The sequence below is a fragment of the Acinetobacter sp. TAC-1 genome (assembly GCF_029025845.1).
Taxonomy (GTDB): domain Bacteria; phylum Pseudomonadota; class Gammaproteobacteria; order Pseudomonadales; family Moraxellaceae; genus Acinetobacter; species Acinetobacter guillouiae.
On sequence record NZ_CP118892.1, the window covers coordinates 2,749,846 to 2,764,111 of the forward strand.

The 14,266-nt window shown below is 38.3% G+C and carries 16 protein-coding genes; 10 read left to right on the plus strand and 6 right to left on the minus strand.

The window, feature by feature from the left end; translation table 11 throughout:
- Positions 1–28: 28 nt before the first annotated feature.
- A complete protein-coding gene (locus PYV58_RS12900; protein WP_034614525.1) occupies positions 29–1,195 on the minus strand; it encodes an ATP phosphoribosyltransferase regulatory subunit in 1,167 nt (388 codons plus the stop codon).
- A 316-nt stretch (positions 1,196–1,511) separates the two neighbouring features.
- Between PYV58_RS12900 and PYV58_RS12905 the strand changes: the two genes are divergently transcribed.
- A complete protein-coding gene (locus PYV58_RS12905) occupies positions 1,512–2,021 on the plus strand; it encodes a hypothetical protein (protein ID WP_034614523.1) in 510 nt (169 codons plus the stop codon).
- Between the two features lie 71 nt (positions 2,022–2,092).
- Here PYV58_RS12905 and PYV58_RS12910 read toward each other — a convergent pair whose 3' ends face one another.
- The gene (locus PYV58_RS12910; protein WP_034614520.1) at positions 2,093–2,635 is read right to left on the minus strand and encodes a cysteine hydrolase family protein; all 543 of its coding nucleotides are present in this window, start codon (positions 2,633–2,635) and stop codon (positions 2,093–2,095) included.
- A gap of 124 nt (positions 2,636–2,759) precedes the next feature.
- Here PYV58_RS12910 and PYV58_RS12915 point away from each other — a divergent pair, with 124 nt between their 5' ends.
- The gene (locus PYV58_RS12915; protein ID WP_004820950.1) at positions 2,760–3,170 is read left to right on the plus strand and encodes an AsnC family transcriptional regulator; all 411 of its coding nucleotides are present in this window, start codon (positions 2,760–2,762) and stop codon (positions 3,168–3,170) included.
- A gap of 37 nt (positions 3,171–3,207) precedes the next feature.
- Positions 3,208–3,780, plus strand: coding sequence for an RNA 2'-phosphotransferase (locus PYV58_RS12920; RefSeq protein WP_034614518.1), 573 nt, complete (start codon positions 3,208–3,210; stop codon positions 3,778–3,780).
- Here the strand turns inward: PYV58_RS12920 and PYV58_RS12925 are convergent.
- A complete protein-coding gene (locus PYV58_RS12925; RefSeq protein ID WP_081401519.1) occupies positions 3,777–4,238 on the minus strand; it encodes an Lrp/AsnC family transcriptional regulator in 462 nt (153 codons plus the stop codon). The two genes, PYV58_RS12920 and PYV58_RS12925, sit on opposite strands and share 4 nt — an antisense overlap.
- 151 nt (positions 4,239–4,389) lie before the next feature.
- Between PYV58_RS12925 and PYV58_RS12930 the strand changes: the two genes are divergently transcribed.
- Both PYV58_RS12930 and PYV58_RS12935 read left to right on the plus strand, forming a co-directional pair.
- Positions 4,390–5,133 (plus strand): AzlC family ABC transporter permease, encoded by a 744-nt coding sequence (locus tag PYV58_RS12930; protein WP_004820943.1) that lies wholly within the window; start codon positions 4,390–4,392, stop codon positions 5,131–5,133.
- Positions 5,130–5,429, plus strand: coding sequence for an AzlD family protein (locus PYV58_RS12935; protein WP_004721162.1), 300 nt, complete (start codon positions 5,130–5,132; stop codon positions 5,427–5,429). The genes PYV58_RS12930 and PYV58_RS12935 overlap by 4 nt, the downstream gene beginning before the upstream one ends.
- 49 nt (positions 5,430–5,478) lie before the next feature.
- On the opposite strand, the gene PYV58_RS12940 is transcribed toward PYV58_RS12935, so the two are convergent.
- Positions 5,479–5,778 (minus strand): hypothetical protein, encoded by a 300-nt coding sequence (locus PYV58_RS12940; RefSeq protein ID WP_227504247.1) that lies wholly within the window; start codon positions 5,776–5,778, stop codon positions 5,479–5,481.
- A gap of 123 nt (positions 5,779–5,901) precedes the next feature.
- A complete protein-coding gene (locus PYV58_RS12945; protein ID WP_034614513.1) occupies positions 5,902–6,924 on the minus strand; it encodes a type I glyceraldehyde-3-phosphate dehydrogenase in 1,023 nt (340 codons plus the stop codon).
- Between the two features lie 193 nt (positions 6,925–7,117).
- Between PYV58_RS12945 and PYV58_RS12950 the strand changes: the two genes are divergently transcribed.
- The 5 genes from PYV58_RS12950 to csrA all read left to right on the plus strand — a co-directional run bounded on the left by PYV58_RS12950 (position 7,118) and on the right by csrA (position 13,445).
- Positions 7,118–7,864 (plus strand): hypothetical protein, encoded by a 747-nt coding sequence (locus PYV58_RS12950; RefSeq protein ID WP_227504246.1) that lies wholly within the window; start codon positions 7,118–7,120, stop codon positions 7,862–7,864.
- A 29-nt stretch (positions 7,865–7,893) separates the two neighbouring features.
- A complete protein-coding gene (locus PYV58_RS12955) occupies positions 7,894–8,670 on the plus strand; it encodes a hypothetical protein (protein WP_034614507.1) in 777 nt (258 codons plus the stop codon).
- 243 nt (positions 8,671–8,913) lie between these two features.
- Positions 8,914–11,607, plus strand: coding sequence for an alanine--tRNA ligase (alaS, locus tag PYV58_RS12960; RefSeq protein ID WP_171077779.1), 2,694 nt, complete (start codon positions 8,914–8,916; stop codon positions 11,605–11,607).
- 63 nt (positions 11,608–11,670) lie between these two features.
- Positions 11,671–12,951 (plus strand): aspartate kinase, encoded by a 1,281-nt coding sequence (locus PYV58_RS12965; RefSeq protein WP_004721171.1) that lies wholly within the window; start codon positions 11,671–11,673, stop codon positions 12,949–12,951.
- Between the two features lie 242 nt (positions 12,952–13,193).
- Positions 13,194–13,445, plus strand: coding sequence for a carbon storage regulator CsrA (gene csrA, locus PYV58_RS12970; protein ID WP_004721174.1), 252 nt, complete (start codon positions 13,194–13,196; stop codon positions 13,443–13,445).
- 79 nt (positions 13,446–13,524) lie between these two features.
- Here the strand turns inward: csrA and rnhB are convergent, their stop codons facing one another.
- A complete protein-coding gene (gene rnhB / locus PYV58_RS12975) occupies positions 13,525–14,094 on the minus strand; it encodes a ribonuclease HII (RefSeq protein WP_004820802.1) in 570 nt (189 codons plus the stop codon).
- Positions 14,095–14,266: the final 172 nt, after the last annotated feature.

Here is a 14,266-nt window from a genome sequence, read left to right on the forward strand (position 1 = left end):
CGAATGACATGAACATTCAATCTGATACTTAAATTGTTTCGATTTTCCACTCACCAGCAACATTCACCATCTGGTGGGTTGCATTTGGAACTGAGTTTAAATCGTCATTACCCAATAACTGAATTACACTTAAACCTTGTTGACGTGCTACGGCAATCGCATCCAGCAAAGTGGATTCGGTACCTTTCGGTGCAACCACTTTTTCAATCTGCTGACGTTGACCCGCACTTAAGGAATACAAGTCACAAGAAAAGCCCGTTGCAGGACGCGCGCGTCCAAAGTGTTCACCAATACCATCATAACGACCACCTTGTGCCAACGGTGCAGCACGATTTGGTGCATACACGGCATACATTAACCCAGTGTGGTAATGGTATGAACGAAGCTCTACAACATCGATACCAATATTGAGTTTTGGCCAACGTGCTTGAATTTCTGTATATGTTGTTTTAAGTACCTCAAAAGCATTTTTAAATGCTTCATCAGCAAAAATTTCTGCGCTAATATTCGCTTGCAATGCATCCAGATCACTTGCATAACGACCTAAAGCATAAAAATCAGAACCGAATTCTAAATCTTGAGTGAATTCAGCAAGTTCTGGTAGTGCTTTGCGCTGATACAAATCAGATAAGTGGCTTTCTGTTGATTTGTTTAAACCCACATGTTTTACCAGACTTCTAAACAGTCCTACATGCCCTAAATCAAGATGGATACCATCAGCTAAACCCGCGGTATTAATCAGATTGAGCATCACATCGATCATTTCAACGTCTGCGTCAATACTGTCTGAACCAAATAACTCTGCACCTAACTGAAGTGGTGCACGCGTGGTATTAAAACCTTGTGGTTTAGTATGAAGTACAGTTCCTGCATAGCAGTAACGCGCCACACCTTGTACTTGATGTACATGGGCATCAATACGAGCCACTTGTGGTGTCATATCGGCACGCACACCAAGTAAACGACCTGAAAGTTGGTCGATGACTTTAAAAGTGGCTAAGTCTAAATCTTGATTCGATTCGGAGAGAGAAGAAAGAGATTCGATGTATTCGATGAATGGCGTATACACCAGCTGATAACCTCGTGATACGAGGAAATCTAAAGCTTCACGGCGCAATTTTTCAATTACTTGCGCTTGCTCTGGTAATACATCAGCTACACCATCAGGTAATAACCATGTCTCTGAAATGGGCATGTTGTAAACCTAAATCCTGTCAGCGCGGAAGTAATCCGCATAAAAAAATCGGGAACACACCCGATTTCTGTTATTTTAGCACGATCATCTGCGCCATGCATTAATAAAATAACTTTTGATGCCTAGATAATTTGACCACTTATGCATAATTTAGGCAAAAAACCATCTATTACACACTATCCCACTTCAATTCTTTGTATTTATTTAACTTTTCACACAAGTGTTGATTGCTATTTGCGTTGTTGAAAATATAATTTATTCGTTTAGAAAAACAGCATCTATTTAAAGCAACTGAAATACTAAAAACTGGGGAAGTATGGAACTACATAGCAACTTATATTACACGCATCCAAATACGGAAATCATGCAAAAGCTAGGCCGTTTATTTCAAGAGCATCGCGGTGCACAAGACAAATTTATTGCTGTTGCAGTTGAGCTAAATTCACAATTGGGGCAAGAACTTGCAGAAGATCTTTTAAATACAGTTGACAATATTGAGTTTGATTTGGGTCCTGAAACATTACACACCATTGCAGGCTATTCAGTTGCCCATTTTGTGCATGGTTCTTCGGGTGATGAGTTTATCGAAGCAATCTTACTTTTCTTAAAAGCATTGCTCCCTGAAATTCACACACTGGCTTGGGGTTGTGGGGATGATGACCCGTGGGAATTCTGGTTTAAATTTGAAGGCGATGAATTGATTCGTGAAGATGATGAACCTTTCAATGATCCTGAACAAGATGAAGAAATAAAATCCTCCATTTATACATGGTGGCATACAGGCTTACCTGAAAAAATCAAAGAAGGTTTCTTAAACCAAGCATAAATTTTTATTCAGATTTAAAGGGAAGTACAAAATCGAATCGCTGTACTTCCCTGTTATTTTAACTCTTTCAACTATTTTAAATAGTCCTCGATACTGACCACTTGTGAAAACATTTGAAAGGCTGACAAACAGGCTGTTTGTACATCTTCTGCCTCAACCGTTCTGCCTGAATAGCTCAATTGACGCGTCGCTGTAGCGTCTGCAATGATCATCGGTTGATAAGCAAATTCTGCCGCTGCACGTGACGTCGCATCAACACACATATGCGTCATCATGCCACTAATCACCAATTTATCAACATTCAGTCGCTCTAATTCTGCTTTTAGAGTGGTTTGAAAAAAGCTATTGGGATAATGTTTTTCAATCACAATTGAATCAGCCTTAACGCGTAAACCCGAATGTAGTGCGACACCCGACGTTCCTGCTTGAAAAAATGTAGCATTGGGTTGATTGGCAATATGCTGTATATAAATAATCGGCTGCTCACGCTTTATAAATAGATCTTCCAAACGATTGATGTGTTTTAAAGCCTGTTCCGCACAGAACAACTCCATCTTCCCTTGAGGAAAATAATCGTTTTGTACGTCTATCACTAATAATGCTGTTTGACTCATGGTGTATCCCTAACCCTTGTGTTGATGTTTTTATAAGATTAATCAAAACAGCTGGCGATTTGCAGTCACTCATGAAAGAATAATCGATTAGAAACTTTCAAACTGAAAATTTGTTCAATTCACTATGTTGCCAAATGACCCAATTGACCTCAAAATTTTAAAAATATTAAAAACTGATTCTCGCTTAAGCAATAAAGAGATCGGAAAATTAGTACACCGTACAGGGCAAGCTGTAGGAAGTCGCATTGCGCGAATGCAAGATGAAGGAACGATTCAGAAATATACGATTACACTACAGCATCAATCTACACAATTTATACGTGTGATGATGCAGAATAATGAATTTGAACAGTTTGAAGCATTTATCGCTCAATTTGAGTCAATTGAAAGTTGCTATAAAGTCTGTGGTTCCGCTTGCTATATGCTGGTTGCGCATTTTGATAGTCATGCAATCAATTTATTTATCGAGCAACTCTCTGAATGGGGACAATATTCAGTAGATAGTGTCGTAAGAGCAATTGAAACTCAGCCTTAATTTTTACACCCAAATCCATATCATGTAAGAATAACAAATGAAATCTTCAGAAAAAACATTACGCGAACATAGCAAATTTCTAAGTTTAGTACTTCGGCATCAACCAGAAACCATTGCAATCCAACTCGACTCCGAAGGCTGGACGGATGTACATATCCTTTTGCAGCAAATGATCAAACACAAAAGACCGCTTAAACTCGTAGAGTTGATTGAGGTTGTTGAAAGCAGTGATAAAAAACGCTTCCAGCTCTCACCTGACCAAAGTAAAATCCGCGCAGTACAAGGTCACTCTAGTGCTCAGGTTCAACGTGAGTATGCTGCTATCACGCCGCCCGATACACTTTTTCATGGCACAGCAACTCGCTTTGTCAACAGTATTTTAGAAAAAGGCTTAATTTCAGGTGAACGTCATCATGTGCATTTATCTGCTGATTTAGTCACAGCACAAAAAGTGGGACAACGACATGGCAAAGTCATCATTTTCATCCTAGACACCAAACAGATGCATCAAGATGGTTTCCGATTTTATTGTGCTGAAAATGGGGTTTGGTTAACTGAACAAGTGCCGATAAAATATTTAAAGTTATTCGAAAGCAATCAAAAAAACTAATCCAGCGGTAAGGCTGTGGTCTGTTTAATCTTCTGTAAAGGGATTTCAGTTTTGACATTCTGGATCCCTGGAATTTTATTTAAATGATTAATTTGGAATTTACGATATGCCTCTAAATCAGAAACCACAATACGTAAGAAAAAATCACAATCACCTGCCATAAGTTGACATTCAACAATTTCAGAAATATTCATAATGCTTTCGATAAATCGATTGACCGCTTGTTCATCCTGACTCTTTAACCAAATTCGTGCAAAGACTGTCAAACTAAGATCTACTTTGTGTGGATTGACCAATGCAACATATTGGTCAATGATCCCCTCATCCTCCAGTTGCTTTACTCGTCTTAAACAAGGTGAAGCGGATAAACCTATCTGTTCTGCCAATTCATTATTTTGTAGTTTTCCATTACGTTGTAATGCACACAAAATACGCCGATCTATCTGATCCAATTTCATAAAATTATTTATAGTAGATAAAACCAAAAAATAACATATTCCAGCAATAATATTGCAAAAATTATTTTACAGGCAGCAAGTTTAGCGAAATATAGCGAATCATTTGGCATAAAATAAAAATCACCTTGTTTTAGCGACCATTGAGCGACTCATGTTAAGTTTTAAGAACACTACGACTGAACTGACCTATTCAATTGAATTTAGAGAGTTTGTACGTGGGCTTAAAACCTCTATTCCAATGCTACTGGGTATTATCCCTTTTGCACTGGTTTTAGGAACACAAGCAGCGCAAAAAGGATTTTCTGCCTTAGAAGTTCCATTGTTAACAGGACTCAATTTTGCTGGTGGTTCTGAGTTCGCCATTATTGAAGTCTGGACGCAGCCACCTCAATTGTTGTTTTTAATTCTGATCACTTTTCTGGTCAACAGCCGCCATATTTTAATGGGTGCAAGTTTAGCACCCTATATTCGACATTTGCCCAATCGTAAAGCCCTTCCATTATTATTTTTTATGTGTGATGAGAGTTGGGCCCTTAGCATTACGGATTCACACAAACAAAACCCTCGCAATCCCTATGCAGGATTTAGTGTGTTTTTTTATATCGGCCTTTGTTTTGCGTTATATGTTATGTGGGTGGTTTTTACCACGATGGGAGTCGGCATTGGTTCTTTCCTTGGTGATGTCACAAAGTTTGGTTTTGACATGGCATTCCCCGCAGTTTTTCTGGTGCTTTTACGCGGAATGTGGAAAGGCTTTAAACCCGCACTGCCTTGGTTGATTAGTCTGATCGCGGCCGCACTGGCCTATTATTATCTACCCAAAGGCTGGTATGTATTGATTGGTTCTATTTCAGGAATTTTTGCTGCTTTTTTACTGATTGGAGATGAAGAATGATTCATATGACGACGTTCATCGCCATTGTTTGTGTAGGATTAACAACCTATTTAACTCGAATCTTAGGTTATTTACTGTTAAAAAATAAACACCTCAGCAAAAGAACCACGCGAATTTTACAGGTTATTCCCGGCTGTGTTTTGATTTCAGTGATTGCCCCCTACTTTGTTACGGACCAACCAGCCAACTTGATTGCAATTATCATCACACTGTTCGCAGCTTGTTATTTTTCATTATTACCCACCGTACTGATCAGTATTATTGCAACAGGGATCTTGCGATACTTTATGCTTTAAGTGATCTGAATAGCCAATATCCCTGACTTGATGCAATTCAAAACCTCAATTAAGGTTTTGAATTTTGCTGTAATATTTTAATTAATTCAGCGTTTTGAAACTCAACTTGAGTCAAACGTGTTGAGGTATTGTCTAAAACTTGCTGCTGTATATGCATTTTTTTAGCCAAATCTTGCATAATTTGTAAGGCCTGTTTGAGATGTTGCTCTTGTGCATGGATCTGTTGCCCATGATTCTGCACATGCTTAAGCCATTCAAGGTTTTCTTTCTTTAACTTTCCCATTTGCCAAATCACAAACATCATGGCCAGATAAAGAATCACAATAACCAAATATATATAAAACATCATTTACCCCCCAACAAAACACGTCAATCTTCGTCTTGATTAAACTCAAGTCATTAAAGTTATTTTAAAGTGATGAATATTTATAATAATCCATGAATTTTTCATCACAGTCTGATAAATATTAGATTAATAAAATGATTCACACAAATCTAACAAGCGATTTGCATAGCCCCATTCGTTATCGTACCAAGCAAACACTTTCGCCTGTTGCCCCACGACCATGGTTTGATTCAGATCAACAATCAGTGAATAAGGTGAATGATTAAAATCACTTGAAACCAATTGCTCATCTGTGACAGACATAATTTCAGCATAATCATATTTTGCTGCTTGAATTAAGATTTGGTTAATTAAATGAGCTGTTACAGGCGCTTTAGCAATAAATGTTAAATCAATGGCGGCAACATTAATTGTTGGTACACGAATTGAAAAACCATCAATACGGTTTTCCATTTTGGGCATGACTTGTTTTAATGCACCCAAAGCAGAAGATGTAGTTGGAATAATATTTTGTCCTGAAGCACGTGCGCGGCGTAAATCTCGATGTGCATGATCCAATACAGATTGATCCGCAGTGACCGCATGTATTTCAGTCATTAATGCACTGTCAATTCCAAATGCATCATCAATAATTTTGACCAAAGGAACTAAAGCCTGTGTGGTACATGACACACCCGAAATAATTTGATCACTAGCTTTAACATCATGATGATTTACCCCATAAACGATGGCAGCATCAACAGTATCAAAAGGTGCTGCACCGATAATGACGCGTTTTGCACCTGCTGTTATATGCTGCGTTGCAGCGGCTCTTGAACGAAACAGCCCTGTACATTCTAAAACAACATCAATATTTAAATCTTTCCACGGCAATAATTCAGGATTGGCTTGTCTTAAAATTTGCACTTTCAGTTTAATTTGTCGCGCGTCAATCGACATATAAAGCTGTCCATGTTCTTGTACAATATTCACTGCACCGTCAAAGCGGCCATGGGTAGTATCGTATTTAAATAAATGAACCAGCGTTTCAACATCTGCAATATCGTTAATGGCAACAATTTCAAAATGGAAGTTTTTCGGATTTTCAAACCAAGCGCGTAATACATTCCGTCCAATTCGCCCGAATCCGTTTATTGCCACACGTTGCATCAGATGTCCTTTTACAGCCAAACTACTTTATGCGCTATATGTTATAAGATTTAGCGTGACTACTGTTAGAATATGCTTTATTTAGTCATAAAAATTTCTCAAAAATAATTTTTTAATTCAGCTAGGATAAAAATAAATGTATCCATCCATTAAAAATATTTTTAAATTCAATCAATTATTTTATCTTTACTGCATGATTTTACTAGCCTTTCTATATACACAACCAACACATGCACAAAATCTCTATTCAAACTGCTCAGAAACACTGACTCAACAACTCATTCAAAAATTCAACTTAAACACACAACAAAATTTAGATGCACGTTATCCTGTATTCCAAACCTGCTTAACGATCAGTAAACACCAACAGATTATTGCAATCAGCAATCCTGTTGCTATGCAATCTGAATTTGCGGATTATGATTTGAATTTATATTTGATCGATACCGCATCTTCAAAAATTTTAAATCATTATACTTATCCAAAAACCATCTCTTCCGATGCCAGTCAGTTTGAAAATTTAAAATTTGATATCAATCCTTACTCTAAAACTCCTCATACTCATGTTATTGGATTGGCCTTAACTTATGGGCATTCTGGAGGAATGTATTATACAATTCGTGAATTAAAACTATTTCAAATCAATGCTGCTAAAGTTCAGCTCGTCTTAGATAATTTTATGACTAATTTTTCAGGTGGTAATACGCCGTCTAGATGTGAAACTGATGTACAAACCGAGACTCAAATTTTGCTTAATCCATTAAAACAGCAAAGTCATGGTTTAGCAGATATTCAATTAACTGAAAAATCCGAACGTATAACGCTTGATGAGAAAAACTGTAAAACCCACCGTATCGTCAAAAAACAAAACCATATTATGAAATTCGATGGGAAAAAATATCGTTTTAAACATCTTAATTTTTTAGACTTTGGAATTTGATTAAATTTTGCAATTAAAAAGGTTAGATCATGAAAACATTACAAATTGTATTAAACACTGCACTGCTTTTGATTGCTGGAAATAGTTTTGCAGCACCTTATCAAACTTGCTCAGAACAATTACAAGACTCTTTAATTCAAAAATTTAAACTAACCAACCCACGTTTTGCCAATACTGAAGCCAAAACATATCAAAGCTGTATCCATTTAGACAATCAACAAAAAATTCAGCTTATTGCGATCAGTCAACCGATTGCTTATAAATCTTATGATGATATGGAACATGATCTAAATTTATACTTAATTGATTCTTATCAGGGTAAAATTCTGCAAAAGTATAAAGCACCAGAAACTTTTTACTCAGATGCAGATCATTATGATGGTGCACAACTCCATACGACCCGTTTTTCAACATTAACTGATATTGATGTCGTGGGTATTGAAACTTCATCGTCGCATCAAGGTGGTTTCACTTATAGTCACAGTAATTTAACTTTATTTAAAGTTAATCCTAAACAACCCATCAAAGAAATTGGCGGTATCAGTATGAATGATAGCGGCGATGAACGAATTGGAAACTGTCCAGAGAATAGTAATTCAGAGGTCAGAAGTATCCTCATTTTATCAAATAAAACGACACATGGCTTACAGGACATGATTTTAAAAGAAACCAAAAACCAGACCAAAACCAACTATAAAACCTGCACTTCGGTAAAAAAACAATATAAGCAACAACAAACGCTTAAATTTAATGGTCAAGTATATAAATTTCAGCATCATAACTTTTTAAGTATTGATCCTTTTTAAGCAAGCTTAAATTCGATAATGGCAATGTGGCTATGTTTTAAATTTATACAACCAAAATTTACCCCAGACGAAAGTTGAAAATGTATAGAAATACCAATAATTCACCTTAAAATCATTGGTGGACACTACATTTTCCGTTATACTTTGGCGTTTTTAAAAATAAGCCCGTGTGGTGACTGAGCGCAAAAATCAGACTCAGCAACGCACTTTTAGCCAATACGAAAATTAAGGAGTGACTTGGTTGTGAGTACTCGTTTTATGACAACTGCTGAAATACGTGAAGCATTTTTGCGCTACTTTGAATCGCAAGGACATACACGTGTCGCGTCAAGTTCACTTGTACCTGCCAATGACCCTACTCTGCTTTTTACCAACGCAGGGATGAACCAGTTTAAAGACTGTTTCCTTGGATTAGAAAAACGTGACTATGTTCGTGCAACGACGTCGCAAAAATGTGTCCGTGCAGGCGGTAAGCACAACGACTTAGATAATGTCGGTTATACAGCACGTCACCATACATTTTTTGAAATGTTAGGTAACTTCTCTTTTGGTGATTACTTTAAGCGTGACGCGATTCGTTTTGCTTGGGATTTCCTTACAGGCGAAGAATGGTTAGCACTCCCTAAAGATAAATTATACGCCACTGTTTATCATACAGATGATGAAGCGTTTGACATTTGGAACAAAGAAATTGGCTTAGCTGCAGATCGTATTATCCGTATTGGTGACAATAAGGGCGAAAAATACGCTTCTGATAACTTCTGGGCAATGGGTGATACTGGCCCATGTGGTCCTTGTTCTGAAATTTTCTTTGACCATGGCGATCATATTTGGGGTGGCTTACCGGGCACACCAGAAGAAGATGGCGACCGTTTTATTGAAATCTGGAACAACGTTTTCATGCAGTTTAACCGCACTGCTGATGGCGTACTGCATAATCTTCCTGCACCATCTGTAGATACAGGCATGGGCTTGGAACGTATTTCTGCTGTTTTACAGCATGTCAATTCAAACTATGAAATTGACCTATTCCAAGACCTATTAAAGTCTGCTGCTGAAATTATTGGTGTTGATACATCTGAAGCGGTTGCAACTGCACAAGCAAACAATAAACCTATTGAATACCCTGCTTCACTTAAAGTGGTCGCAGACCATGCACGTTCATGCTGCTTCTTGATTGCAGATGGCGTTAACCCTTCAAATGAAGGTCGTGGTTATGTATTGCGTCGTATTATTCGTCGCGCAGTACGTCATGGTAATAAAATGGGCGCAACGGGTACATTCTTCTACAAAATGTTGCAACCATTAATCGATGCCATGGGCACTGCTTATCCTGAGCTTGAACAACGTCGTAATGTGATTGAAGCGGCTTTGATTCGTGAAGAAGAATTGTTTGCGAAAACGCTTGAACAAGGTTTAAAACTGCTTGAGGGTGAGTTAGCCAACCTCAAAGGTAAAACCATTCCGGGCAAAACCGTCTTTAAACTTTACGACACTTATGGCTTCCCTGCTGATTTAACCGCAGATATCGCACGTGAACGTGAACTGGAAATTGACGAAGCTGGATTTGAAGTTGAAATGGCAGCACAACGTCAACGTGCACGCGATGCAGGCAAGTTTGCTGTTGACTATAACAGCATTGTGAAAGTAGATAGCGAAACTCAGTTTGATGGCTATGAAGCAACTCAAGGTCAAGGTCAAATTATTGCGATCTATAAAGATGGCGTACAAGTTGATGAAGTCGTTGAAGGCGATGAAGCACTAATCGTATTGAACCAAACACCGTTCTATGCAGAAAGCGGTGGTCAGATTGGTGATACAGGTCTGTTCAAAAACGATACTGGTATTTTTGAAGTTCAAGATACTAAAAAATCTGGTGGCGCTTTTGTCCATCAAGGTATCGTGACAATGGGAAGCCTAAAAGCGACTCAAAATGTTGAAGCAATTGTAAAAGCGGATCTTCGTGAAGCAACTGCACGCAATCACTCTGCAACTCACCTTTTACATGCTGCTTTACGTCAAGTATTGGGCGAGCACGTACAACAAAAAGGTTCGTTGGTCGCTTCTGACATTTTACGTTTTGACTTTGCCAATGACCAACCGGTGACATTCGAACAAATTCAACAGGTTGAACGTATTGTAAACCGCGAAGTAATTGCAAATACCGCCGTTTCTACTGAACTTTTAGACATCGATGCAGCAAAAGAAAAAGGCGCAATGATGTTGTTCGGTGAAAAATATGGTGATGAAGTTCGTGTACTTTCTATGGGTTCAATCCAAGATGAGAAAAATTTCTCTATTGAACTTTGTGGTGGTATTCATGTAAAACGCACTGGCGATATTGGTCTGTTTAAAATCACCTCTGAAAGTGGTGTTGCAGCAGGTGTTCGCCGTATTGAAGCTGTTACGGGTACCAAAGCGCTTGAAATCGTTCAAAAATTTGATGCAGATATTTTGCATATCAACGATTTATTAAAAGCACAGAAAGATCAAACTGTTGAAAAAGTTCAATCAACGCTTGAAACAGCACATCAATTGCAAAAACAAATTGAGCAATTGAATCAAAAATTGGCGAATTTCCAAGCCTCTGATTTAATCAGTCAAGTGACGGAAATTGCGGGTCGCCAAACACTTATTGCCACAGTTCAAGGACAAGATGCGAAGTCTGTTCGTCATCTTCATGACAGTGTCAAATCAAAATTAGATAATGCAGTGATTGTGCTTGCGGCTGTAGAAGGTGACAAAGTTAGTCTTATCGCATCTGTAGCTAAAGATTTCACTGCAAATCTAAAAGCGGGTGACATCATCAAACACTTAGCAACTGAGCTTGGTGGTAAAGGTGGTGGTAAACCTGACTTAGCACAAGGTGGCGCGCCACTAAACGAGAAGTTTGAACAAGTGATGGCAGATTTAACTGCTTGGCTTGCTCAAAAATAATACTTCACCTTTTGTGTAACTGACCCTAATGCCGATTAGGGTCATGGCTTATATGGAACAACTATGGCATTAATCGTTCAAAAATATGGCGGTACTTCTATGGGTACTCCCGAGCGCATTTTAAATGTTGCTCGTCGTGTAAAGCGTTGGCATGACCACGGCCACAAGGTTGTAGTGGTTGTATCCGCAATGAGTGGTGAAACAAACCGCTTATTGGCTTTAGCGAAAGCCATTACCGAAACCCCTGATCCTCGTGAACTAGACCAAATGGTGTCTACGGGTGAACAGGTAACGATTTCAATGTTAGCAATGGCGCTCAATTCAATTGGTGTTGAAGCTAAGTCACTCACAGGTCGCCAAGTCGGTATCAAAACTGACAGCGCGTTTACCAAAGCCCGTATCGAATCTATTGATACAGATGTGATGACAAATCATTTGGATGCAGGTCGTGTCATTGTTGTTGCAGGCTTCCAAGGTTTCGACATTGATGGCAATACAACAACTTTAGGCCGTGGCGGTTCTGATACTTCTGGTGTTGCACTTGCTGCGGCATTAAAAGCAGATGAATGTCAGATTTACACAGATGTGGATGGGGTTTATACCACTGATCCCCGTGTTGCACCTAAAGCAAAAAAAGTTGATCGTATTTCATTTGAAGAAATGCTTGAAATGGCATCTCTCGGTTCTAAAGTATTGCAAATTCGTTCTGTTGAATTTGCAGGAAAATACCAAGTGCCTTTACGCGTATTATCAAGTTTTGATAATGACAATGATGGCGCATTCGACGAAGATTTCAAAAACAATGTCGGAACACTAATCACTACTGAAGCGGAAGACAATATGGAACAGCCAATTATTTCTGGTATCGCATTTAACCGTGACGAAGCTAAATTAACAATTTTAGGTGTACCTGATGAACCAGGTATTGCGTCTAAAATCTTATCGCCTATTGGTGCTGCAAACGTTGAAGTGGATATGATCATCCAAAACGTTGAAGAAGATGGCACAACTGACTTCACTTTTACCGTGAATCGTGGTGAACTTAAAAAAGCCAAAGCAATCCTAGAAGAAACGGCTACAGCGATTGGTGCGCGTGAAGTTGCTACGCGTGATGACATTGTTAAAGTGTCAATTGTTGGCGTAGGTATGCGTTCTCATGCAGGTGTTGCAAGTAAAATGTTTACTGCACTTGCAGATGAAGGGATTAATATCCTGATGATCTCAACTTCTGAAATCAAAATTTCTGTGATTATTGAAGAAAATTACTTAGAACTTGCGGTTCGTTCACTCCATACAGCCTTCGGTTTAGACCGTGAACATGGCGAATCGAGTGCGCGTGCATAATTTTTGATCAAATATAGCTACTTATTCGCTGTTTTGACCAAGAAAAAATCAGAGCCACTATAGTGTTTTCTATAGTGGCTCTGTTATATTAGTTTTGAGGTTTTAGAGAAATTTCAATAGAGCAATGTGAAAATGAAAAACTTGTCACATTATTCTGTTAAAATTATCGGTGCTATTTAAAGTTGTGTTTTCTAGTTTTTAGAAATTCATCGCAGGTTTAGCGTTTAAGCAAGGAGATAAACATGCTGATTCTGACCCGCCGTGTCGGAGAAACTTTGATGATTGGGGATCAAGTCAGTGTTACTGTGCTTGGTGTTAAAGGCAACCAAGTTCGTATTGGTGTAAATGCCCCAAAAGAAGTTTCTGTACATCGCGAAGAAATTTATCAACGTATTCAACATGAGCGTGCTATGCACGAGCATTTGCAACATATTGATCAAGATTATCAGCCTTCTTTTGAAGATGATAATTCGCAAAACACCTATAATCGTTAAGATTATAGTGGTTTTGGAAACTAAAGCGGCTTTTAAGCCGCTTTAAATTTTTATTGATCAGTAAAAAACATCATCCGTTTTATTCAAGACCTAGTGCTTTTCTGACTGGTGAATAGCTACGACGATGTTGATCAATCACACCATGTTCAGCAATGGCTTCAAAGTGCGCTTTGGTTGGATAACCTTTATGTTTTGCAAAACCAAATTGCGGATATTGCTTGTCTAACTCAACCATTTCATGATCACGCGTTACTTTTGCCAAAATACTTGCCGCACTGATCTCAGCATGTAAAGCATCCCCGCCTACCACCGCATCACAGCTCATGCTTAAGCCTTTAGGAACTTTATTGCCATCTACAAGCACATGTTCGGGTACCGTTTTAAGTGCCTCTACAGCACGTCGCATCGCTAATAATGAAGCTTGTAAAATATTCAGCTCATCAATTTCTTGATGTGTTGCTTCAGCAATTGCCCAAGCAATCGCTTTTTCCTGAATTTCAATAAATAACTTTTCACGTTTTTTTTCAGTTAATTTTTTAGAATCATTTAAGCCTTGAATTGGCTTGTTTGGATCTAAAATTACTGCAGCCGCGACCACAGAGCCAACCAATGGACCTCGTCCTGCTTCATCTACACCAGCAACTAACATTTTCTTTCCTATCATAAAAGAAGCTCAACAGGTTTTATCTGAGTTTATACATCATTACCTTGAAATGATGACAGATTGAAAGCCCTTTTCTTTCTACATAAATTCAATCGGCTGATCAAAATTTAGAATATTTTGCTTCGAGTGAATGACGCCAGATAAAGAAAACAGCATC

What these genes read in the sequence shown, in the direction of transcription:
- PYV58_RS12900 (WP_034614525.1), bottom strand. Translation starts at nt 1,195, where the DNA reads ATGCCCATTTCAGAGACATGGTTATTACCTGATGGTGTAGCTGATGTA.
- PYV58_RS12905 (WP_034614523.1), top strand. Translation starts at nt 1,512, where the DNA reads ATGGAACTACATAGCAACTTATATTACACGCATCCAAATACGGAAATC.
- PYV58_RS12910 (WP_034614520.1), bottom strand. Translation starts at nt 2,635, where the DNA reads ATGAGTCAAACAGCATTATTAGTGATAGACGTACAAAACGATTATTTT.
- PYV58_RS12915 (WP_004820950.1), top strand. Translation starts at nt 2,760, where the DNA reads ATGTTGCCAAATGACCCAATTGACCTCAAAATTTTAAAAATATTAAAA.
- PYV58_RS12920 (WP_034614518.1), top strand. Translation starts at nt 3,208, where the DNA reads ATGAAATCTTCAGAAAAAACATTACGCGAACATAGCAAATTTCTAAGT.
- PYV58_RS12925 (WP_081401519.1), bottom strand. Translation starts at nt 4,238, where the DNA reads ATGAAATTGGATCAGATAGATCGGCGTATTTTGTGTGCATTACAACGT.
- PYV58_RS12930 (WP_004820943.1), top strand. Translation starts at nt 4,390, where the DNA reads ATGTTAAGTTTTAAGAACACTACGACTGAACTGACCTATTCAATTGAA.
- PYV58_RS12935 (WP_004721162.1), top strand. Translation starts at nt 5,130, where the DNA reads ATGATTCATATGACGACGTTCATCGCCATTGTTTGTGTAGGATTAACA.
- PYV58_RS12940 (WP_227504247.1), bottom strand. Translation starts at nt 5,778, where the DNA reads ATGATGTTTTATATATATTTGGTTATTGTGATTCTTTATCTGGCCATG.
- PYV58_RS12945 (WP_034614513.1), bottom strand. Translation starts at nt 6,924, where the DNA reads ATGCAACGTGTGGCAATAAACGGATTCGGGCGAATTGGACGGAATGTA.
- PYV58_RS12950 (WP_227504246.1), top strand. Translation starts at nt 7,118, where the DNA reads ATGATTTTACTAGCCTTTCTATATACACAACCAACACATGCACAAAAT.
- PYV58_RS12955 (WP_034614507.1), top strand. Translation starts at nt 7,894, where the DNA reads ATGAAAACATTACAAATTGTATTAAACACTGCACTGCTTTTGATTGCT.
- PYV58_RS12965 (WP_004721171.1), top strand. Translation starts at nt 11,671, where the DNA reads ATGGCATTAATCGTTCAAAAATATGGCGGTACTTCTATGGGTACTCCC.
- csrA (WP_004721174.1), top strand. Translation starts at nt 13,194, where the DNA reads ATGCTGATTCTGACCCGCCGTGTCGGAGAAACTTTGATGATTGGGGAT.
- rnhB (WP_004820802.1), bottom strand. Translation starts at nt 14,094, where the DNA reads ATGTTAGTTGCTGGTGTAGATGAAGCAGGACGAGGTCCATTGGTTGGC.